Here is a 20714-nt window from a genome sequence, read left to right on the forward strand (position 1 = left end):
GGCAATGCCATGACGTCGGCGCGATATAACACCATCAATTCAGCAAAAACATCCATCCAATCAACGACAAAGGACACCCCATGAAACTGCTGCGATTCGGCGCCCCCGGCCAGGAAGCTCCCGGTATTCTCGACGCCAACGGACGTGTCCGTGACCTGTCCGGCGTCATCGACGACGTTGCCGGAGAGGCCCTCGGACGTGACAGCCTGGCGCGCATCGCCGGCCTCGACCTGGAAAGCCTGCCCGAGGTCCCCGCCGACACCCGTATCGGCCCCTGCGTCGGCCAGGTCGGCAAGTTCATTTGCATCGGCCTCAACTACGCCGATCACGCCGCAGAGAGTGGCGCCGAGGTGCCGCCGGAGCCGGTGATCTTCAACAAGTGGACCAGCGCCATCTGCGGCCCCGACGACGACGTCATCATTCCCCGCGACTCCTCCAAGACCGACTGGGAGGTCGAACTCGGCGTGGTCATCGGCAAGGGTGGTCGCTATATCGACGAAGCCGACGCCCTCGAGCACGTGGCGGGCTACTGCGTGATCAACGACGTATCTGAGCGGGAATTCCAGCTGGAGCGAAGCGGTACCTGGGACAAGGGCAAGGGTTGCGACACCTTCGGGCCCCTCGGCCCCTGGCTGGTGACCCCGGACGAGGTGGAAGATCCCCAGGCGCTGAACCTGTGGCTCGAGGTCGACGGCAAGCGCTACCAGGACGGCAATACCCGCACCATGGTCTATCAGGTGGCCTACCTGATCAGCTACCTGAGCCGCTTCATGAGCCTGCAGCCTGGTGACGTCATCTCCACCGGCACGCCGCCTGGTGTCGGCCTGGGCCAGAATCCGCCGGTGTTCCTGCGTCCGGGTCAGACCATGCGCCTGGGCATCGAGGGCCTCGGGGTACAGACCCAGAAGGTCGTGGCGGACTCCGACGCATGAGCCAGTCCGACCAGCCAATGACCGTGGCGGTCTGCGTCGAACCAGGGCAGATGGCCCTGGAACAGCGCCCCCGCCCCGAGCTTGCCGGCGGCGAGGCCCTGGTGCGCATTTCGCGCATCGGGGTCTGCGGCACCGATATCCACGCCTTCGGCGGCAACCAGCCCTACTTCGAATACCCCCGGGTGCTGGGGCACGAACTGGCCGGTACGGTGGAGGCCCTTGCCGACGACGTGGACGAGGCGACCCGTGCCCGCCTCGAGCACCAGCCGGTGTACGTGATCCCCTACCTGCACTGTGGCGAGTGTCGTGCCTGCCGACGCGGCAAGACCAACTGCTGTCAGGCGATGCAGGTGATCGGCGTCCATCGCGACGGCGGCATGGCCGAGTGGCTGAAGGTTCCGGTCGATCATCTGGTGGCCTGCCCGGCACTGGAACCAGACGAGTTGGCACTGATCGAGTGCCAGGCCATCGGTGCCCACGCGGTGCGCCGGGCCGCGGTGGATGCGGACGAACTGGTGGCGGTGGTCGGCGCCGGACCCATCGGCATCGGCGTCGCCCAGGTCGCCCGCGCCCGCGGTGCACAGGTACTGCTGCTCGATACCAGCGCCGAACGCCTGGCCTTCTGCCGCGAAGCGCTCGGCTTCGAGCAGACCCTAGTAGTGGGCGAGGACGATCCGCAGGCGCGCCTGGCCAGTCTCAACGACGGCGCCCTGGCCGACGTGGTGTTCGACGCCACCGGCAATCCGAGCGCCATGGAGGCCGGCTTCGGCCTGGCCGGACACGGCGGACGCTACGTGTTGGTCAGCATCGTCAAGTCAGACATTCGCTTTGACGACCCGAGCTTTCACGGCCGCGAACTGACCCTGCTCGCCAGCCGCAACGCCACCCGCGAAGACTTCGACTGCGTCACCGAACTGCTGGAAGAAGGCCGTATCCAGGTGCGCCCGATGATCACCCATCGTGCCAAGCTCGAGGCCCTGCCGGAGACCATGCCGGTGTGGTGCGGCGGCGAGGCCGGCGTGATCAAGGCGATGATTCACCTCGATCGATAAGTCGGCGCCAGGACCGGCGAGCCCCCTTCGACGGGCACCGAACACTCTTTCACCAGGCGGCGTACGGCACCCACCGTCATCTGCTGCACCCGATCACCAGGCCGTCACGATAACAACGTCAACGCCTTTGCCGAGGACCGTCCCATGTCCACACAGTCATCGACCACCACGTCATCGACCACCGCTGCATCGAACAAGGCAGCGTCGTCCAACGCGACCATCGCCAGCGACCAGCCCGCCCAGGAAAGCCTGCGGGTCCATCCTGCCGACAATGTGCGTGTCGCCCTGCGCGACCTGCCCCAGGGGCACCGCATCGACGAGGGTGCCGACACCCTGACGCTGGTGGAAGCCATCCGCCACAAGCACAAGTTCGCCCTCGAGGATCTGGCCGTCGGTGACACCGTCACCATGTACGGCGTCACCGTCGGCCGGGCCACCCGGGCGATCGCCCGTGGCAGCGTGATCCGCACCGACAACCTGGAGCACTTCACCCACTCGGATACCCCGGTCACCCGCCGGGAGCACTGGCAGGCACCGGACGTTTCCGCCTTCGAAGATCACACCTTCGATGGCTTCCATCGTCCGGACGGTGGCGTGGGCACCGCCAACCTGTGGCTGGTGGTGCCGCTGGTGTTCTGCGAGAACCGCAATATCGAGGTGCTTCGCCAGTGTGTGGCGGACGCCCTGGGTGACGACCCCTTCCGCGACTACAAGCAGATGGCACGCCAGATGCTTCATGGCGATAGCCCGAGCCATGTGACCGAGCCTCCCTCCTCGCCCTTTCCCAACGTGGACGGCGTGCGTTTTCTGACCCATACCCTGGGCTGCGGTGGCACCGACGACGATGCCCAGGCGCTGTGTAACCTGCTGGCGGGCTACATCACCCACCCCAACGTGGCCGGCGCCACGGTGCTGAGCCTTGGCTGCCAGAAGGCCCAGATCGCCATGCTCAAGCAGGCGGTGGCAAGCAAGGACCCGCAGGGCCTGCGCCCGGTGCACTACCTCGAGCAACAGGCCAGCACCAGCGAAGACGCCTTGATCGAACAGGCCCTGGGCACCATCTTCGATGGCCTGCGCGAGGCCAACCAGGTAACCCGCCAGCCGGCGCCGCTATCGGCCCTGCGTATCGGGGTGGAGTGCGGCGGGTCCGACGGCTTCTCGGGTCTGTCGGCCAACCCGGTGGTGGGCGGTGTCATCGATCGCCTGGTTGCCCTCGGCGGCAGCGGCATCCTCAGCGAATTTCCCGAGCTCTGCGGAGTCGAGCACGAACTGCTGTCGCGCTGCGTCGACGACGCCACCGCCGAACGTTTCTCGTCGCTGATGCAGGCCTACCAGCGCCACGCCGACGCCGTCGGCGCGAGTTTCTCGATGAACCCCTCGCCGGGCAATATCCGCGATGGTCTGATCACCGATGCCATGAAGTCCGCCGGGGCCGCCAAGAAAGGCGGCGACAGCCCGGTGGTCGAGGTCCTCGACTACACCGAGACCGCCACGCGACCCGGCCTGGCGCTGCTGTGCAGTCCCGGCAACGATGTCGAGTCCACTACCGCTCTGGTCGGCTCCGGCGCCAACCTGGTGATCTTCACCACCGGGCTCGGCACGCCCACGGGTAACCCGGTGGCACCGACCCTCAAGGTCGCCAGCAACTCGGACCTGGCCCGCCGCATGGCGGACATCATCGACTTCGATAGCGGAGCGGTGATCCGGGGCGAGGCCTCCATCGACGAGCTCGCCGATGACCTGCTGGCGCTGTGCATCGAGACCGCGTCTGGGCGCTACACCACCCGCGCCGTGGGGCTGGCCCAGCACGACTTCATTCCCTGGAAGCGTGGGGTGTCCTTGTGAGAGAGCCTGTGAGCTTCCCTTGAGAGAGACTGGCAACATGCAAAACGCAACCACCGTCACCCTGATGCAGTTCGGCATCGGCCGTTTTCTGCTGGCCCACGTCGACCTGTTCGCCAGCCAGGCGCGGGACGAACACGGCAGTGATATCCGTATCATTGCGGTACAGAGCTCGGACCGTGCGGCCGGGCGAACCAAGGCCCACGCCCTGGCCCGGGACCCGGTCTACCCGGTCAGGATGCGCGGCCGACGTGATGGCGAATTGATCGATACCACCCATCAGGTCGACAGCATCACCACCGCGCTGGTTGCCAGCGAAGCCTGGGCCGAAGTGGAGCGGCGTTTTCGCGATGAGGTAACTCACGTGGTCTCCAACACCTCCGAGGCGGGCTATCAGGTCCCGGCGGGCGATGGCCCACGGCGGGACTGCCCCGAGAGCTTCCCCGCCAAGCTGACGCACCTGTTGAAGACACGCTTCGACGCCGGCCGTCCCGGCGTCACCCTGCTGCCATGCGAGCTTCTGACCGACAACGCCCTCAAGCTCAAGGACGTCATCCTGGAATTGGCACAGGCCCACTACGACGACGATGGCTTCATGGCATGGCTCGAGCGGGACTGCGTGTGGGCGGTGACCCTGGTGGACCGCATCGTCTCCGCCGAGCTGGATCCGGTGGGCGCCGTCGCCGAGCCCTATGGCCTCTGGGCGATTCAGCAAACGCCCGGGCTGGTGATGCCGTTCTCCCACCCGGACGTACATCTGGTCGACGATATCCGTCCCTTCGAGCGGCGCAAGCTGCACCTCTTGAACCTGGCTCATACCTGGCTGGTCGCTCGCGTCCTGGATCTCGGTCTCGGCGAGGAAGTGACACTGGTTCGCCAGGCGATAGACGACCCCCGCCTGGGAGACGAACTGGAGAAGATGCTGCGCCAGGAGGTGGTGCCGGTGCTCGATCAGGAACTTCCGGGCATGGAACTCGAGGACTACGTCGACAGCATTCTGGATCGTTTCCGCAATCCATGGCTGGACCACCGACTGGGAGATATCGCCCAGAATCATCCCCAGAAGCTGGAGCGAAGGCTGGCGCCGGTGGTACAGATGGCCGCCCGCCAGGGTCGGGACGTACCACGCCTGGCCAGCGCTTTCCCCTCGACGGCTTCCGCGTCGACCTCGTCCCTGTCCTCGACCTGACAACGTCCTGGGCAAACTGGCGGATCACTCAAACAAGGCACCCTTCAATAACACGCCGCCGCCGGATGTCATCCGGCGGCGGCGTATGGCTTCGGCTCACGCCCTTGGCCCAAGGCCGTTCTCGTTGCCCGGTGCAGCACGGGTGCTTCCGCTCCCTCAGCTCAGGCGTCGTCCTGGCGACTCTTGAGGCGTTGCTTGAGCTGCATATAGGTGCCGTAGTGACGATCGAGGTGCCGTCGCATGGCGGCCTCGGCGGCTTCCGGGTCCCGGGCGGCGATGGCCTCGACGATCTCGGTGTGGGCCTCCAGGGCAGCCAGGTCCTCCCCGGGCTGCTGCAGCGCCAGGGCGCGACGGTCATCGAGCCACTCGGATAGTGCCTGATGGATGGCGTCGTAGATGGGGTTGTGCCCGATACTCGCCAGGACGCCATGAAAGTCGTTATCGGCCCGCTTGACGGCGGCATCATCGCCGATCACCGAACGCTGATGCGCCAGAGCGTCGCGCAACGCCTGGATCTCCTCATCGCTTGCGTGCTGCGCCGCCTGACGGGCCAGCGCGACCTCGAAAAGCGCCCGGGCCTCCTGAAAGTACTGCTGCCCTTCGGGTTTGGCCAACAACTGCCGGGTGACCCCGGACAGCCTCGCCATCACGGCCTCGGCGGTGGGCCGGATAACCCGTGCCCGAGTGCCGCTGTTTATCGCGATCAAGCCTAGCTGCTGCAGGTAGAACAGCGCCTCCCGCACGGCCGGGCGCCCGACCCCGAACTGCTCCATCAATTCACGTTCGGACGGCAATTGATCATTCTCGCCCAGCCGCCCTTCGAGGATTTCAGCCTCCAGTTGTTCGGCCACCTGCTCGGACAGCGTCTTGCGCTCCACCCGATATTTGCTCATCGACGCGGGTCTCCCTCGATCCATCACCCGGAGCGTCTCCGGGACACGGCGCACATGGTACTGCAAGGCGCACCCCCTGGGCAGCAAGGCGTCACTGCGGCACACTCGCCCCGGGCCAGGCCAAACCTCGACGGCGCTCGATCAATGCTCGGTCAGCGCCGTCAGCGCAAAGCGCTCGGCGATCTGGCGATACTGATCGCGCTGGGCATGGTCCAGGGGAATGCCGGTCTGCTTGCGCTCGTCGCGGGTCTGCCACTCGCGATCCCCCGGCGCCAGCACCCGCTGACCCTCTACCGGCGTCATCTCGCGCAGATCCTTGAGGTACTCGGCCAGGCGACGCTCGAAGGCGCTGCGCTCCTCGAAGGCGCCCGGGTCCATCACCAGAAAGAAGTGGCCGACGCCGCGGGGAGTCGACATGTCCGGCCCGCCCATCGGCAGCAGGCGAAAACCGTGGACCATGTTGGCCAGGGTCGAACTCAGCACCTCGACCATGCCGCCAAGCCCGGCCCCCTTGAAACCGAAGCCGGCGCCACCTACCGGCAACAAGGCGCTGACCTGGCGGGCGTCGGTGGTCGTGCTGCCGTCGCTGGTCGCGGCGATGTCCGCCGGCAAGGGCCGTCCGATGGCCGCATACTGCTTCACCCGATTCATGGGCACCGAGCTGGTGGCCATGTCCAGCAGATACGGATCCTCGCCGGCCACCGGTGCAGCGAAGGCGATCGGATTGGTGCCGTGGAAGGCCCGCTGACTACCGTGGAGCAGGACGAACGGATCGGAATTGCAAAAGGCCATGCCGAGCATGCCCTGCTCTGCCGCGGCGAGGGCGTAGCAGCCGGCGGCACCGAAGTGCGACGAGTTGCCGACCGCCACCGCACCGATGCCGACCTCCCGGGCCATGCTGACGGCATGATCGATGGCCCGATACCCGGCCAGATGGCCGAAGCCATCATCGGCGTCCAGTACCGCAGTGCCGGCCAGACGCTGCTTGATGCTCGGCGTCGGGCTGCCCTTGATCCGCCCGCCTTGCAGGGCGTTGAGGTAGTGCGGCAATAGCCTCAGGCCGTGGCTGTCGGTGCCCATCAGCGAGGCAGTGACCAACGCCTTGGCCACCGCTTCCCGGGAGGCCTGATCGGCGCCGGCAGCCGCCAGCGCCTGTTCGATAAAGCGATACAGATCCTTGTAATCGACCCGACAGGCCTCGTATTGACTGGCACTCATGGGGATTCCTTGTGAGGGGGATAAGGGCCGCAAGGCGCGCACCGATCGCTCGGCGCCGCCTTGACTCGGCCATACCGCGTCACCGCCGCAGCGGCGACCCGGGACTCAGCGGTAGACCAGCGTCGGCAACCACAGCGAAATCGCCGGAATAAAGGTCACCAGCAACAGCGCCACCACCAGAGGGATCAGGAAAGGCAGGGTGCCGCGCATGCACTTCTCGAAGGAGATATGCGACACCCGCGACAGCACGTAGAGCACCATGCCTACCGGCGGGGTCAACAGGCCGATCATCAGGTTGAGCACCATGATCACACCAAAGTGCACCGGATCCACCCCGGACGCCACCGCTACCGGCAGCAGCACCGGCACCAGGATGGTGATGGCGGCGATGGTCTCCATGAAGCAGCCCACCACGATCAGCACCAGATTGATGATCAGCAGCACGGCGATGGGATTGTCCTGGAAGGGTCCCAGCAGTCCCATGACGTGCTGGGTGACCTGGTTGCTGGTCAGGATCCAGGCGAAGATCGAGGCGCCGGCAACGATGAACAGGATCACCGCGGTGGTCTCGATGGTTTCCATGCTGACCTTCAACAGTCGCCGCCAGGTCAGGGTACGGTAGACCAGTCCCCCCAGAATCAGCGCATAGACCACCGCCGCGATCGCCGCCTCGGTCGGGGTAAAGGCACCGGTGACGATGCCGCCGACGATGATCACCGGGGTCAGCAGCGACAGGAAGGCCCGCGAGAACGTCTTGCCCAGCACCGAGACCGAGAACCGTGCATCGCGCTGGTAGCCGCGACGCCGCGACAGCCAGGTGATCATCACCATCAGCGTCAGACCCATCAGCAGGCCCGGCACCAGGCCGGCGGCGAATAGCTGCCCCACCGAGACCGACGCCATCACCCCATAGATCACCATGGGCAGGCTTGGCGGAATGATCGGGCCGATGGTCGAAGACGCTGCGGTGATGCCTACGGCGAACTCCTGATCGTAGCCGGCGTCGCGCATGGCCTTGATCTCGATGGTGCCGAGGCCACCGGCATCGGCCACGGCGGCACCGGACATCCCCGAGAAGACGATGCTGGCACCGACGTTGACGTGGCCCAAGCCCCCACGCATCCAGCCCATCAGCGCCTTGGCGAAGTCAAAGATGCGGGTGGTGATGCCGCCGTTGTTCATCAGGTTGCCGGCGAGGATAAAGAAAGGGATCGCCAGCAGCGGGAAGCTGTCGATGCCATTGACCATGCGGTGCACCACGACCACGTCGGGCACGCGTCCTGTCAGCAGAACGTACATCAGGCAAGAGCCGGCCAGGCTGATGGCGATGGGCACCCCGCAGACCAGCAGGGTGAACAGGGCGGCAAACAGAAACGAAAGGTAGTTCTCGAAAAACGCCAGCGCGATGCAGCCGACGACCGCCAGTGCCGCCACCACCGGGGGCACTGGCGATCCGCGCCGGGCACTGATCATTGCTTCAGTCATGGGGTTGTTCCTTGTTCGAGGCGCTCAGTCGTCTTCATCGCGACACATCAATTCACTCTCGCCGGTGCGCCAGTGACGCACCGCCAGTTGGATCGAGCGCACCAGCATCAGCACCACCCCGAAGAGCACCACGTAATAGAGCAGACTCTTGGGCAGGTCCACCGACACCATCATCGAGTTGGTGCGCTGGGCCAGCTGCCAGGTGATCCAGGCCAGCATGCCGAGAAAGGCGATACGCACCAGATCCACCAGGGTCCACATGACCCGGGCGGTGGGCTCCGACAGGTAGCGATAGAAGAATTCCACGGCGATATGCGAGCCCTTGCGGGCGGCCATGGCGCTGCCGAGAAAACCCACCGCTACCAGCAGGTAGCGGGCGATCTCCTCGGTCCAGGCGATGGAGTTGCCGAGCACGTAGCGACTGAAGAACTGAACAAAGACGTCCAACGCCAGCAGCCAGAAGACCACCAGCGTCAGATAGTCCTCGATGCCGTAGTCACCCGGTCGGATCCGGTCGTCGTCATCGGGCACCTCGAAGGCGCTGGTGGTCTCGTGTTCGACGCCAGGGTCACTCACGTCAGATCGGGTCATGAAGGATCTCCCGAGGGAGGGCGCACGGCGCCCTCCCCTCCGTCGTTTACTGGCCGATAGCCTGGAGGCGATCGTAGGTTTCCTGGTCCCAGGTCGCCGCGTCACCGTTGTGAGCCGGCATCACCGCCTCGCGGAACGGTGCGGTGTCGACCTCGTTGACGGTGACGCCCTGCTCCTCGAACCAGGCCACCAGGTCCTGCTCCTGCTGCACGATGTCGGCGGTGATCTTCTCGCCGGCCTCTTCATAGACGTCGCGGAAGATCTGCCGATCCTCTTCGGACAGGCGATTCCACAGCGGACCGCCGGCAATCGTGATCAGGGAGTCGGTGATATGACCGGTCAGGTTGATGACGTCCTGCACCTCGTAGAAGGCCTTGGCCTTGATCGTGGGCAGCGGGTTTTCCTGGGCGTCGACGACACCCTGCTGCAGGGCCAGATAGACCTCGGCGAAGGCGATCGGCGTGGGATTGGCGTCGACCTGCTCGGGGAACATCATGTACATCGGCGCGTTGGGGACGCGGATCTTCAGGTCCTGCATGTCCTCCGGCGTATTGATCGGCTCGTTGGACGTGGTGTGGCGCTTGCCGTAGTAGTTCATCGCCAGCGGCACGTTGCCGGTGGCGTCCTCATAGCCCTGGGCGATCTCGGCGAACAGGTCGCTGTCGACGTAGGCCTGCCAGTGATCGAAGTCACGGAACATGTAGGGCGCACCGGCGATGCCGATGGGACCGTAAGAACGGCCGGCGAACTGATTGCCGGTAAAGATGAGGTCGACGGTGCCGAGGCTCAGCCCCTCGTTGATGTCGGCTTCCTTGCCCAGTGAAGAGGCTGGGTGCACCTCCACCGAGTAGCGGCCATCGGTGCGTTTCTCGATCTCTTCGCCGGCCCAGACGGCCCACTCGTGGTAAGGCTCCGAAGTCTCGTAGACGTGGGCGAAGGTCAGCGTTTCCGCCTGGGCGGCCGCCGACAGACTGACGCCGACCATGGCGGCGATCAGGCTACGACGAATGAAGCGGGCGGGCGGCTGGCAGTGATTGGGGCGCATCTTGTTGTTCTCCCGGGCTCTTGTGGCGTGTGGAGTGTGCAAGGTGGATGCACGCATTCGCATGGACAGGCTCCATGCCTGGGCGACTGTATACGTGTCATACCACCGAGACTGAATCTAGTTGTCCCCACTGGCCCATGCAAGGAAGTGACGACGAGACTTTGGTCGATGCTCCACCAACGTCGGCCATGACGAGGCACCAGTGCAAGGGAGCTTTGCAGGCGTGTGCGGAAGATCATGGCGCCTACCCACAGGACCTGGGACTTATCCTGCATCGCCCTGACATCACCGGCCTGAGCCTGGTCCCGCAGACGCTCGCCCTGGACGCCAGCAGCCTGCCGTCAGACTCGCTGGCCGGCGAAACGAGGCGACCTCACCTATGCTCCAGTAAGCCACGACGCGATCCCCAGAGGATCCCTTCGACGAGCCCGGAGACACGCCGTGACCGACAACGCCTATCTCGCCCCTCGACTCACCCTGCGCGTGGGCGTGACCGGGCACCGCCCCAAGGACCTGGCGGAGGCCGACCATGATGCGCTGGGCAAGGCGGCTCAGGACATACTCGAACGCCTCGCCACCGAGACGCGCCGGCTGGGAGCACAGGCCGAACCCGGCCTCTATGCCGATGAGCCTGCCTGCATGCGACTGGCCAGCGCCATCGCCGAGGGAGCCGACCGGCTGGTCGCCGAGGCGGCGGCCTCACGTGGCTACGAGATCAACCTGATCCTGCCCTTTCGACGTCGGCAATACGCCGACGACTTCAATGGCGACGCCCTGGCCGACTACTGGCGCTGGTTCGAGCATCCGGCGGTGACCAGCTGTACCGAACTCGACCTCGGCGAGCCCGGCGATCAGCGGGAAGCCGGCTACGAGGCGGCCGGCCATCTGGTGCTGGCGCATTCCGACGTATTACTGGCGGTATGGGACGGCAAGCCCTCCCGAGGGCGTGGAGGTACCGCCGAGATCATCGACGAGGCACGCCTGCGTGGCCTGATCACACTGTGGCTCGACCTGCAGGGCCAGTTGCACCTGTGGGTCCCCCGAGAGCACGTCGTCGAGCCCCTGGAAGACGGCGACTGGAAAGCCCTGACGCCAGGTGACATCAGCCAGCTACTGAACGACCGACTCGAACAGCTGCTGTTGCTGGGCCGCGGCCCCGACGACGCCAGCTGCCCGCTCAAGGGCCTTGGCGACTTTGCCCGCCAGACCCTACGGCCGCGCACCCGTCACTGTGTTCATGAGTGGCTGCGTGCCCTGCTGGTACGCGACATACCCTTCGCCGCATCGGTCGACCTGGGGCTTGAACGTGAACGCAGCGGAGCCTGGAAGGAAACACTCAGAGCCGCACACCATCTTGGCGGTGATAGCTACGAGGCGACCCTGGACCAGCGCCTGCGACAACGCTGGATCGCCGCAGACAATCGCGCCATCGACTACGCTCACCGCTTTCGCAGCGCCTACACCACCAACTTCCTGCTGGCAGCGCTCGCCGTGCTGGTGGGTCTGCTGGCGGTGCTGGCGTGGGACAGCAAGGGCGTCAAGGCGCTGCTGGTCAGCATGGAGCTTGCGATCATCGCCAGCATCCTGCTCATCACCTGGCTCGGGCGTCGTGGGCAGTGGCAGAGCCGCTGGCTGGCCTACCGCAGCCTGGCCGAGGCGATCCGCCCGGCACGGCTATCGCTGCTGATCGGTACCTCACCCGTCGGCGCCGCCGAGCCGCCGGTGGACAACGGTCGCTTCGACTGGATTCCCTGGTACGTGCGCTGCTCACTGCGGGAAATCGGCCCACCCGACGCCGTCGTCTCCGGTGATAGCCTCAGGCGGGCCCTGGACGTGGCCCTGCACGAAGAGATCGACGGCCAGATCGGCTATCACCAAAAAACCGCCGAGCGCCTGGAGACTCAGGACGATCGCCTCGAGTACCTGGCGAAGGGGGCGCTCTGGCTGACGCTGGCCAGTGGCGTCCTGTATCTGGTGTGCTATCTGGTCTACCTCAACGGTCCGGCACTTCCGGCGGAGCTCTACAAGCCCGTAGCCACCCTGCTCGGCGGCTTTCTGCCGGTGCTGGGCGCGGCCATCTTCGGCATCCGCGCCACCGGCGATCTACGTGCCGCCGCTCAGCAGTCCCGGCGCATGAGTCAACGCCTGAAGCGCCTGGGCAGCAAGCTGACCTCTCGCCTGAACACACCGGAGCGCCCCGTGGTCCGTCGTCTGCTCGGTCAGCTGCAACTGACCATGGCCGACGACCTCAAGGTCTGGAGCATGATCTACAGCGAGCGGGAGCTGGTGCCCGGATTCTAGGACTTGTCTGAAAAGTGCCTGCACTCGGTAATACGGCGTTAAAAATCGGCTGGTGCGCCAGCCCGGTCAAAATGCTCATTTACACCCCGTAAACTGCGCTTTCTCACCGATTTTTGCCTTGTCTAACCTTCGCTCGTCGACTTTTCGGACAGCGCCTAGGCCCGTCGGAAAAGTACCTGCTGACCTGGCCGCCTTGAACACGGGATTCATGATCGAGAGACACCAGATTTTTGCCGCTCTGATTGGCGCCGAAGCCGTTGCCAAGACGACGGCGGCTATCTAGGGTGAAGACAGCCCCCCGGCCCCTGCTGCACCACCGGGGCTTCTGAAGCGGTAGCCCCAATACAGGCGGAGGCCTGCATGGACCGAGATCGCTGGGAGACATTTCTCGAGAAGCACCTCACGCCTGCAGACCAGGCCTTTCCCAGCGTGCCGCCCGTCCCGGGGGACTGGAAGACGCTGTCCCCCGAGGACAGTCTGCCGCTGTTGCTGGACCTGACCCAGGCCCAGCTCGCCGACGATATCCGGCCCACCTGCGAGTGCTTTACCGCCCTGGCGATCCGCGCCATGCCACTGTTGTGCTATCGCCGCCATCTGCTCTGCGACGTCCTGCTGGAGACCGAAGAAGGCCCCGGCCTGTTCGCCTTCATCTATGGCCAGAGCGGTGTCTGGCCGCTGGACCTGACCAGCAAGGCGCTGTTTCGACTGAACAGTGTCTATGGCGATCCTGCCACTTCCCCAGCCGCGGCGCTGGAATACCTGCACCTGTTCACCGGGTTCATCATCGGAGGTGCCGAGAGCGGCCGTTTTCGTGTGCTGGAATCCGCCGACTATTTTCCCTGGGTCGATGCCGATCCGCCGCCTCAGGCACTCGATGCGGTCCGTCAGGCGCTGGCCAAGGTGAGCTATCCCCCCCGTGTGGTTTGCGCCAACGACGAAGCCGACGCGCCAGCCCCCATGACCTTGCACAGCGGGGATCTGGCTGAACAGCGCTCTCTCAACAGCGACGTCGACAGTCCGGTCGTCGCCTGGCATATCCAGGTACCGGTGGTCTACGGGCGCTCGCTGTGGGACTGCGACTTCACGGTGCTGCGCGACGGCGAGGTCCACATGGAGGAGGACCGCACCCTGCTCGACGATCTGCCGCTGCGACTGGAACGCTTTATCGGCGCGGTGCGCCTGCCCTGAACCTGTTTGCCCGCGCTGAGCCCCCTTGCCTGCCAACGAGGACCCCACACCATGACCCTGGTACCGGATGATTCGCCTCTGCCCCCTCGTCGCCTGCCGTCATCGGTGGAGGGGGACGGTCTGCTGGTGGGCTGGTCGCTGGAGCAGGGTCAGCCTCATCAGCCGTTCGGTTTCCGCATCGGGGCGCCAAGCACCAACGCGAACCAGGAGCAGCTCGATCCGATCCTGTTCGAGGGCAGCGGCCATCTGATGACCATTGCCCCCACCGGCTCGGGCAAGGGAACCGGCTGCATCATCCCCACCCTGCTGCGTTATCCGGGGCCGGTGATCGTGGTCGACCCCAAGGGCGAGAACGCGGCGGTGACCGCCCGTCGCCGCCGCCAGATGGGCCACAGGGTCATCGTGCTCGACCCCATGGGCATCACCGACCTGCCGGCGGATCGGCTGGACCCCACCGACATCGTCATCCCCAATTCACGCACCGAGCTCGATGACATCGCCATGCTGTCGGAGCTGATGATGGAGTCACACGGCTTCGACGGCCGTGACCGCTTCTGGCTGCAGCGCGCCCAGCAGGTGCTCAATGGTCTGCTGCTCTACCTGATCCGCAGCCAGCCGGAACAGCGCAAGGGGCTGCTCGGCAAGCTACGCAAGATGGTCAGCCAGGATACCGAAGAGCTGGCCAAGCTGGCCGAGCGCATGCGCCAGATGCAGGATCCGGACCTGGAAGCCACCGCCGCCAGTCTGACTCTGCCTGCCGAGACCACCCTGGCCGGCTACATGGCCTTCGCCCAGAACAGTCTCGGCTTCCTGCGCGGTGAAGCGGTACTGGAGGCTACCCAGGACTCCACCTTTTCGCTGGACGACGTCACCCGCGGGGAACTGTTATCGATCTACCTGGTGATTCCCCCCGAGAAGCTCGAATCCCACGGCCGCCTGCTGAGACTGTGGATCGGCGTACTGATCGCGGCGGTGGTGCGCCGACGCCGGGCGCCAACGCTGCGCACCCTGTTCCTGCTCGACGAAGCGCCCCAGCTCGGCCCTCTTCCGCAGCTGCGACAGGCCATCACCCTGCTGCGCGGCTACGGCCTGCAGACCTGGAGCTTCTGGCAGGACATGAGCCAGCTGCGACAGCTGTATCCCCAGGACTGGCAGACCATGCTCAACAACTGTCGGGTGGTGCAGTCCTTTGGCGTACCGAACATGAACGCGGCGATGGACCTGGCGACCCTGACCGGCTTCCCGCGCCCGGAGGAGCTGCTCGACCTGGATTTCGACGAGATGCTTTTGCTGATCGCCGGCGACGAGGCACGCCTGGCCAGGCGACCGGAATACCGCAGCGACCCGCTGTTTCGTGGCCAGTTCGACCGCAACCCCTTGCACGACAGCAGCCGAGAGATCATGCCCCAGGCGCTGCGTCCGCAACGTCGTCTGCGCAGAGTCAGTCCGGCACGGCCCAAGCCTACGCCACCACCGGTGGTCGATCCTGCCTTCCTGGATCGACTGCTGGCGCAGTGGGCCTGACGCCCGGGACAGGACCCAGCCCATGAGCGACGTCTCCCGCGAGCCCCCGAGCGCCACAGCGACCGACCTCCCCCCTCCCGGGACAGCCGGTTCATCCGGTTCATCTGAAAACACCTTTCCGTCGCTGAAACACCCCAGCATCTTTCTTGCGTCACCCGGTGACGTGGCCTACCTGCGCCGCGCCTGCAGGGACGAGATCGAGACGCTGCATCACCAGGCCGCCGACGATCACGGCCTTCGGCTCTACGCCTGGGAGGTCGATACCGCCGAAGACGGTTTCGATGATGCGGTGCCGGCCCAGCAGCAGATTCCCCACCCCTCGGATCCCCTCTGCAGAGGGGTGATCTGCCTTTTCGGTGAAAAGGTCGGTAGCCCTCTGGCAAGCCAGCACCCCATCGATGACCTGCGGGTCCTCGATCCCATGAAGCCCGACGACGGCGGCGATACCCCAGGCCTGGTGATTCCCTGGGATAACGCCTGGGCCGACCGTGGTGGATTCGCCCTTACCGGTTCCACCTTTGAACTGCTGGCCACCCTGGCCTACCGCGAGCGACAGCGCCAGGAGGCATCGGCCGGATCTCGCGCACTGCCACTGCTGCTGTGTCTGGTCGGGCCGAGGGACCTGCTGGACACCACCGAGCCACTGAAAGCCGCCTGGGGCAACTATCGTCACTTTCATGAATGCCAGGACAAGTGCGGAACGGATTCGGCCTGCATCACCCGGCGCCTGGAAGACCGCACCCAGCAGCTCAAGCAACTGATCAATCTGGTGGCCTTCGTGCAACGTCGCGGCCACGTCATTCGTGTCATCGATTCTCAGGACGCCTTTATCGGTGAATTGAGACGTTTCATGGAGCGGGACCTGAACCTGGCCCTGACGGCGTCGGATCGAGACCCCTTCAAGGGTCTGGAGTCCTACGACGTCGGGGACCACGCGCTTTTCTGCGGGCGATCCGACCAGCGAAGCACCTTGAGAGAGGAACTCAAGCAGCGCTGGAACCAGCAGGACCGGGTCCCTGTGGTCTGGGTCGAGGGCGGAAGCGGCTCGGGCAAGTCGTCGTTCCTGCGTGCCGGCATCATCGGAGCCCTGGTAGCGGACAGCGCCGATCATCGCTGCCTTGATTGCATATTGCGCCCTTCCGACCTGGCCCCGGATAGCCGAGCCACGGACGCAGGAAGTGGCGACAGATGCGTGCTGACGATGCTCTTCGACGCCATCGTGAAACGCCTGGAAGGCGCCGGCTGGTGCGATGAACCAACTGCCAGGCGAGCTCGCCGTCTGCTGGGAAGGACGTCAACGGACCTGCGTATCGAAGCCCTGAACGAGGAGTTGTGTCTGCTGCTGGACGCCGCCACCACGCGCCTGGCTCGACCTCCTCGTCTGCTGCTGGGGTTCGACCAGTTCGAGGAGATCGTCGACGCTCTGTATGGCGAACAGCAGGAAGCCGAGTTCTGGGATCCGCTGGTGCAGTGGCTCCACGCGGCCCATTCATGCCGCGCCCTGGCCCCGCGTCTGGGCATCTTTGTCACCCTCCAGGGAAACCGTCAGGAGCTGGTGGAGCGCGACAGTCTGCTCAACGAACTCCATGCCACTGGCCAGGTAACGAGGATGTCGTTTCCTCCTGACAACAGTCTCGACGAAATTATTCGCAAGCCCTTTCGGCTGACCGGACGCCTGGCCATCAGCGACGCCCTGGTGGCCCGGCTCAAGGACAATATCCAGCGGATTCGCGGCCATCATGGTCGAGGCGACGCCCAGGACAGCCTGCTGCCGCTGTTGTCACTGGCGCTGCGCAATCTCTACGAGCACGGCCTGCGGCTCGCCGAAGAAGCCACCATCGCTGACTCGGCGTCCCTGGGTGACGCTATCACCACGAGCTTTGGCCGCAGTGGGGACCGCCAGGCCGACGACGACACCCAAGAGCTCGGCACCAGCGCCACAGCAGGTTTCACCGAGAGCGCGTCTGGCTCCGAGGCCTTCCAGGCCACCGGTCACCTTCGTCCCCCCGACGGGGGCGACCGCCAGCGGGAGCCCCCCCTGTGGGTACTGGACACCGCCAACGCCGAGGGCCACGACAGTATCGAAGGCGCCATCACCCAACTCGCCAATGAGGCCTTCGAGCAGGCCAAGGCGGCGTCCGGCGCGCTGTGGTCGGATAGCGTCGTCGGTGACCTGCTGCGTCGCCTGGTGGATTGGCGCCAGGTCGGCGAAAAGCATTTTACGCTACCCGCCACGGTCTTCCCCGCGGCGGATTCCACAGACGCCTTTCAACTGGCCCGGGCGTTGCGCGAGCGGCGCCTGCTGATCGATGAACGCCACGGGCGTGTCCGCCTGGTCCACGAAGCGGTACTCCATCACTGGCCCCAGGCCAGCGAGTGGCTGGAACGGGAGCGACCTGTGCGCGAATGCGTCCGTCAACTGGTGGGGGAAGCCGAGCACTGTCTTGCCAGCCCGCCCGACGCCGCGCGCTGGAACGCCTATCGCCTGCTCTACCTGGATCGCGCGGCCCGGGTGCTGGCGATCTGGCATGATGTGCTCGGCGAAGGCCCGCCAACGACCAAGGAGCTTGCCCGCCTGCGGGAGTTCTGCCTCACCCTGCTGCTGCTGGAAGCCGATCCTGCAGCGGTGGTCACCCAGAGCCCTCGCAAGCCGACACACCTGATCCTGGCCACCTTCTACCAGCGCGCCGATATCATCGCGGCAATGGTGGCCAGAAGGCCCGAGGCGGTCGATCTACCGCGCAAGGATGGCCGCACCGCGACCTTCTGGGCGGTCTGGAAAAACCGCCTCGACCTGTTGCAACCGCTGCTGGCGGCCGGTGCCGATCCTGACCACGTCGATGAGGACCACTGGCGCCCCGTACACCTGGCGGCACAGGCAGGAGCCGTCGACTGCCTGCAGCGTCTGGTGGAAGCAGGGGCCAGTCTGGACGCACAGCAAGCGCCCCACGGCCAGACACCGATGCACCTGGCCGCGCTCGCCGGCCAGCACAGGGTGCTCGACTACCTGATACAGCAACGCGGCCAGAGCCCCGACCTCACCAACGCCAACCGTCAGACCCCGCTGGAACAGGCGATCGCCAACGATCGAGCCGACACCATCAGCCACCTGATTGCCCTCGGGGCTGACCCGGCAGCCCCCCATCAGACGCACTGGAGCTATCTGCACTTCGCCGCCCGCGGCAATCATGTGAAGGCCGCCGAGGCGCTGGTGGCCCAAGGACTCGAGATCAACGCCAGGTTGGCCAACGACGCCACGCCGTTGCACCTGGCCGCCTACAATGATCATCCGGAAATAGCCCGCTGGCTGATTGAACGCGGCGCCGACCTCGGTGCCCTCGCGCTCGCCGCGGACTGGGGCAAGGAAAGCAGCGCCCGGGAACGGCAGGATGCTTGGCGCAAGGAAGGCGCAAAGGGAGTCCCGTCAGGCAAGCTCGGCGACTTCGAACACACCCCCTTGCACATCGCCGCCGCCCGCGGAGCCACCAGGGTGGCCGAGCTGTTGCTCGAGCACGGGGCCGATCCCGCCGCGGCGATCGGCGACGGCCGCACAGCGCTGCACCTGGCCGCCGAGCACGGCCACCCGGATACCCTGGCCCTGCTCTGCCATACAACTGCCACACTCGACGCCAGAGACCATCGAGAAGACACCAAGGCAGAGCAACCGATCCATCAGACCGCGCTGCAGGCATCGGTGACCGGTGGTCATGTCGCCTGTGCCGAGGTACTGCTACGCGCCGGCAGCGACCCGAACACCCAATTGCACTGGCCTGGTCGCAGCCCCTTTGCCGGCTGGAACCTGGTGCACCTGTGCGCCGATCAGGGACATGCCGAGCCAATCAGGCTGCTGGCTCGCCACGGGGCCGACATGCAGGCCACCACCCCGGATGGCCGCACGGCGCTTCACCTGGCCGCCCTGGCCAATCGAGCCGAGGTCGTCACGGCATTGCTGGATCTCGGCGGCGTATCGGTGGATGTCCTCGACAAGCACGCCATGAGCGCCCTGCAGCTCGCCTGCATCAAGGGCGCGAGCGAGGCGGCCAAGGTCCTGCTCATCGGGCAGGGGGTCCTCGAGCAGGCGGACATCGAGCAGGCAACCGAGCCAGGCGTTGCCACAAGAGAAAGCGCCAAGGCGCCCCTAGCCCCCACTCTGCTCCACCTGGCCTGTGTCGGCGGCGCGCTGGACCTGGTCGAGACGCTTATCATGGCGGGGGCAGACTGTGACGCCAGCGACGCCGAGGGCTGGCACCCTCTGCACCTGGCCGTACAGTTCAATCACCAAACCCTGGTCGAACGGCTTGTAGCCGCCGGCGCAGAGGTCGATGCCTGCGCAGAACAGCCAGGCGTCACCGCCTTGCAACTGGCCGCCGAAGGCGGTTACAAGGACATCGCTATCGTGCTGGCAGACGCCGGAGCCGATATTGACATGGCCACTCGTGACCGCGATGCACCGGTGCTGATCGCGCTGTCACTAGGCCAGTTTCCACTGGCGCTGGCCTTGATTCAGCGAAACGCCGATGCGGCCATGCGAACTCGCGACGGACGCAGCGTCGCCCAGGTATACGCTGAACGTCTGACCCGGACATGCACTCGCGACGACGCTGGACGCGCCCTCGAGGACGGCCCGGTGGCCGACCCCAGGATACTTGCCTGGCTCGAAGGCGCGGGTCAGTCCACCGCGGTTATCGAGAAAGCGGTGGCGGCCTTGCGCGCCCCTGCGGCGGATGGGGACCAGGAACAGTGCGCAGGCACCTCGCCCAACGACATGGACCCCGATCCAGCGATTGCCCGCGGCGCTCTCGCCCCGACCCTGGAAGGCAACCCCTGGCAGTACCCCTGGCGGCGCTGCAGGCCGGCATTTGTCGAGTCCCACTGGCCCTGCGGCAGCCGTATTGATGGAAAGCATCTCGCCGACAACAGACTGGTGGCCGACGCCTGCCGACTGCCCTGGTACCCCGACGCCACCCTGATACGCCTGCAACATCCCGACTGGATGCAGGGCCTGGCGCTGTACTTCGTCGAGGAAGGTGCGGCTGGGGTCCACGCGCCGCGCCCGCTGACCCGGCTGACCGGTACTGCACCGCCGATCCACGAGTTGAACGCTCGCCAGCCGATCCAGCTTTGCGCCGCCAATGCGCTCGGCTACCTGCGCTTCTTCTGCTTCTTCGTCAGGGGGCCGGACGGTCCCTTCTATATTGTCGATTCGCTCGAGGATCCGCTGCTCCCGGTCCATCCCGATATTCAGGCCATCGTCGCCGGAAGCTGTCACGCGCCGCGCCAGGACCCGGCCGATGACGAAGACGTCTATCGCTACCTGGCGACGCTCTACTATGCCGACGCCTTTTTTCTCGCCCGCTTCATGCTGAGCGCCAGCGGCAACATCGAGATGCTCGATGACGAACCCATCGCTGCCGGATTGCCCGAGCGCATCCACGCGCCGCTGGACTGACCAAG

Annotated in this window: 13 protein-coding genes; 8 read left to right on the top strand and 5 right to left on the bottom strand. The window is 65.7% G+C overall.

Going from position 1 to position 20714, the window contains the following annotated elements; translation table 11 throughout:
* The first annotated feature begins 80 nt into the window (after window positions 1-80).
* From KUV74_RS12150 to KUV74_RS12165, 4 genes are all read left to right on the top strand, one after another.
* On the top strand, window positions 81-932 hold the full coding sequence (locus KUV74_RS12150) for a fumarylacetoacetate hydrolase family protein (protein ID WP_108133184.1): 852 nt from the start codon (window positions 81-83) through the stop codon (window positions 930-932).
* Window positions 929-1984: a zinc-binding alcohol dehydrogenase family protein gene (locus tag KUV74_RS12155; protein WP_261395385.1), complete on the top strand. Its 1056-nt coding sequence runs from the start codon at window positions 929-931 to the stop codon at window positions 1982-1984. The genes KUV74_RS12150 and KUV74_RS12155 overlap by 4 nt, the downstream gene beginning before the upstream one ends.
* Window positions 1985-2128: 144 nt before the next feature.
* On the top strand, window positions 2129-3829 hold the full coding sequence (locus KUV74_RS12160) for a UxaA family hydrolase (protein WP_108133183.1): 1701 nt from the start codon (window positions 2129-2131) through the stop codon (window positions 3827-3829).
* Window positions 3830-3866: 37 nt separating this feature from the next.
* A complete protein-coding gene (locus KUV74_RS12165) occupies window positions 3867-5015 on the top strand; it encodes a mannitol dehydrogenase (RefSeq protein WP_108133182.1) in 1149 nt (382 codons plus the stop codon).
* Window positions 5016-5176: 161 nt separating this feature from the next.
* Here KUV74_RS12165 and nanR read toward each other — a convergent pair whose 3' ends face one another.
* From nanR to KUV74_RS12190, 5 genes are all read right to left on the bottom strand, one after another.
* A complete protein-coding gene (nanR, locus tag KUV74_RS12170) occupies window positions 5177-5908 on the bottom strand; it encodes a transcriptional regulator NanR (protein WP_108133181.1) in 732 nt (243 codons plus the stop codon).
* Between the two features lie 141 nt (window positions 5909-6049).
* Window positions 6050-7126 carry an Ldh family oxidoreductase gene (locus KUV74_RS12175; RefSeq protein WP_222516434.1) on the bottom strand — a complete coding sequence of 359 codons (1077 nt, stop codon included), beginning with the start codon at window positions 7124-7126 and terminating at the stop codon, window positions 6050-6052.
* 105 nt (window positions 7127-7231) lie between these two features.
* Window positions 7232-8611 (bottom strand): TRAP transporter large permease, encoded by a 1380-nt coding sequence (locus KUV74_RS12180; RefSeq protein WP_108450206.1) that lies wholly within the window; start codon window positions 8609-8611, stop codon window positions 7232-7234.
* Between the two features lie 24 nt (window positions 8612-8635).
* Window positions 8636-9202, bottom strand: a complete 567-nt coding sequence (locus KUV74_RS12185; RefSeq protein WP_108133178.1) for a TRAP transporter small permease — start codon at window positions 9200-9202, stop codon at window positions 8636-8638.
* 46 nt (window positions 9203-9248) lie between these two features.
* Entirely contained in the window at window positions 9249-10310 is a 1062-nt protein-coding gene (locus KUV74_RS12190) for a sialic acid TRAP transporter substrate-binding protein SiaP (protein WP_261395386.1), read from the bottom strand.
* A 378-nt stretch (window positions 10311-10688) separates the two neighbouring features.
* On the opposite strand from KUV74_RS12190, the gene KUV74_RS12195 reads away from it, so the two are divergent.
* The 4 genes from KUV74_RS12195 (at window position 10689) to KUV74_RS12210 (ending at window position 20709) form a co-directional block, all read left to right on the top strand.
* Window positions 10689-12548, top strand: a complete 1860-nt coding sequence (locus tag KUV74_RS12195; RefSeq protein WP_222516435.1) for a DUF4231 domain-containing protein — start codon at window positions 10689-10691, stop codon at window positions 12546-12548.
* A 360-nt stretch (window positions 12549-12908) separates the two neighbouring features.
* Window positions 12909-13736, top strand: coding sequence for a hypothetical protein (locus tag KUV74_RS12200; protein WP_222516436.1), 828 nt, complete (start codon window positions 12909-12911; stop codon window positions 13734-13736).
* A gap of 51 nt (window positions 13737-13787) precedes the next feature.
* Window positions 13788-15260: a type IV secretory system conjugative DNA transfer family protein gene (locus tag KUV74_RS12205; RefSeq protein WP_222516437.1), complete on the top strand. Its 1473-nt coding sequence runs from the start codon at window positions 13788-13790 to the stop codon at window positions 15258-15260.
* Window positions 15261-15282: 22 nt separating this feature from the next.
* Window positions 15283-20709, top strand: coding sequence for an ankyrin repeat domain-containing protein (locus KUV74_RS12210; protein WP_222516438.1), 5427 nt, complete (start codon window positions 15283-15285; stop codon window positions 20707-20709).
* The last annotated feature ends 5 nt before the right edge of the window (window positions 20710-20714 follow it).

It is taken from the genome of Halomonas sp. DP1Y21-3 (assembly GCF_019801245.1).
Lineage (GTDB): Bacteria > Pseudomonadota > Gammaproteobacteria > Pseudomonadales > Halomonadaceae > Halomonas > Halomonas litopenaei.

Bases quoted from the DNA above. Each gene is read 5' to 3' on its own strand.
- KUV74_RS12165 (WP_108133182.1), top strand. From the start codon at position 3,867: ATGCAAAACGCAACCACCGTCACCCTGATGCAGTTCGGCATCGGCCGT.
- KUV74_RS12155 (WP_261395385.1), top strand. From the start codon at position 929: ATGAGCCAGTCCGACCAGCCAATGACCGTGGCGGTCTGCGTCGAACCA.
- KUV74_RS12210 (WP_222516438.1), top strand. From the start codon at position 15,283: ATGAGCGACGTCTCCCGCGAGCCCCCGAGCGCCACAGCGACCGACCTC.
- nanR (WP_108133181.1), bottom strand. From the start codon at position 5,908: ATGAGCAAATATCGGGTGGAGCGCAAGACGCTGTCCGAGCAGGTGGCC.
- KUV74_RS12175 (WP_222516434.1), bottom strand. From the start codon at position 7,126: ATGAGTGCCAGTCAATACGAGGCCTGTCGGGTCGATTACAAGGATCTG.
- KUV74_RS12185 (WP_108133178.1), bottom strand. From the start codon at position 9,202: ATGACCCGATCTGACGTGAGTGACCCTGGCGTCGAACACGAGACCACC.
- KUV74_RS12200 (WP_222516436.1), top strand. From the start codon at position 12,909: ATGGACCGAGATCGCTGGGAGACATTTCTCGAGAAGCACCTCACGCCT.
- KUV74_RS12160 (WP_108133183.1), top strand. From the start codon at position 2,129: ATGTCCACACAGTCATCGACCACCACGTCATCGACCACCGCTGCATCG.
- KUV74_RS12180 (WP_108450206.1), bottom strand. From the start codon at position 8,611: ATGACTGAAGCAATGATCAGTGCCCGGCGCGGATCGCCAGTGCCCCCG.
- KUV74_RS12150 (WP_108133184.1), top strand. From the start codon at position 81: ATGAAACTGCTGCGATTCGGCGCCCCCGGCCAGGAAGCTCCCGGTATT.
- KUV74_RS12205 (WP_222516437.1), top strand. From the start codon at position 13,788: ATGACCCTGGTACCGGATGATTCGCCTCTGCCCCCTCGTCGCCTGCCG.
- KUV74_RS12190 (WP_261395386.1), bottom strand. From the start codon at position 10,310: ATGCGAATGCGTGCATCCACCTTGCACACTCCACACGCCACAAGAGCC.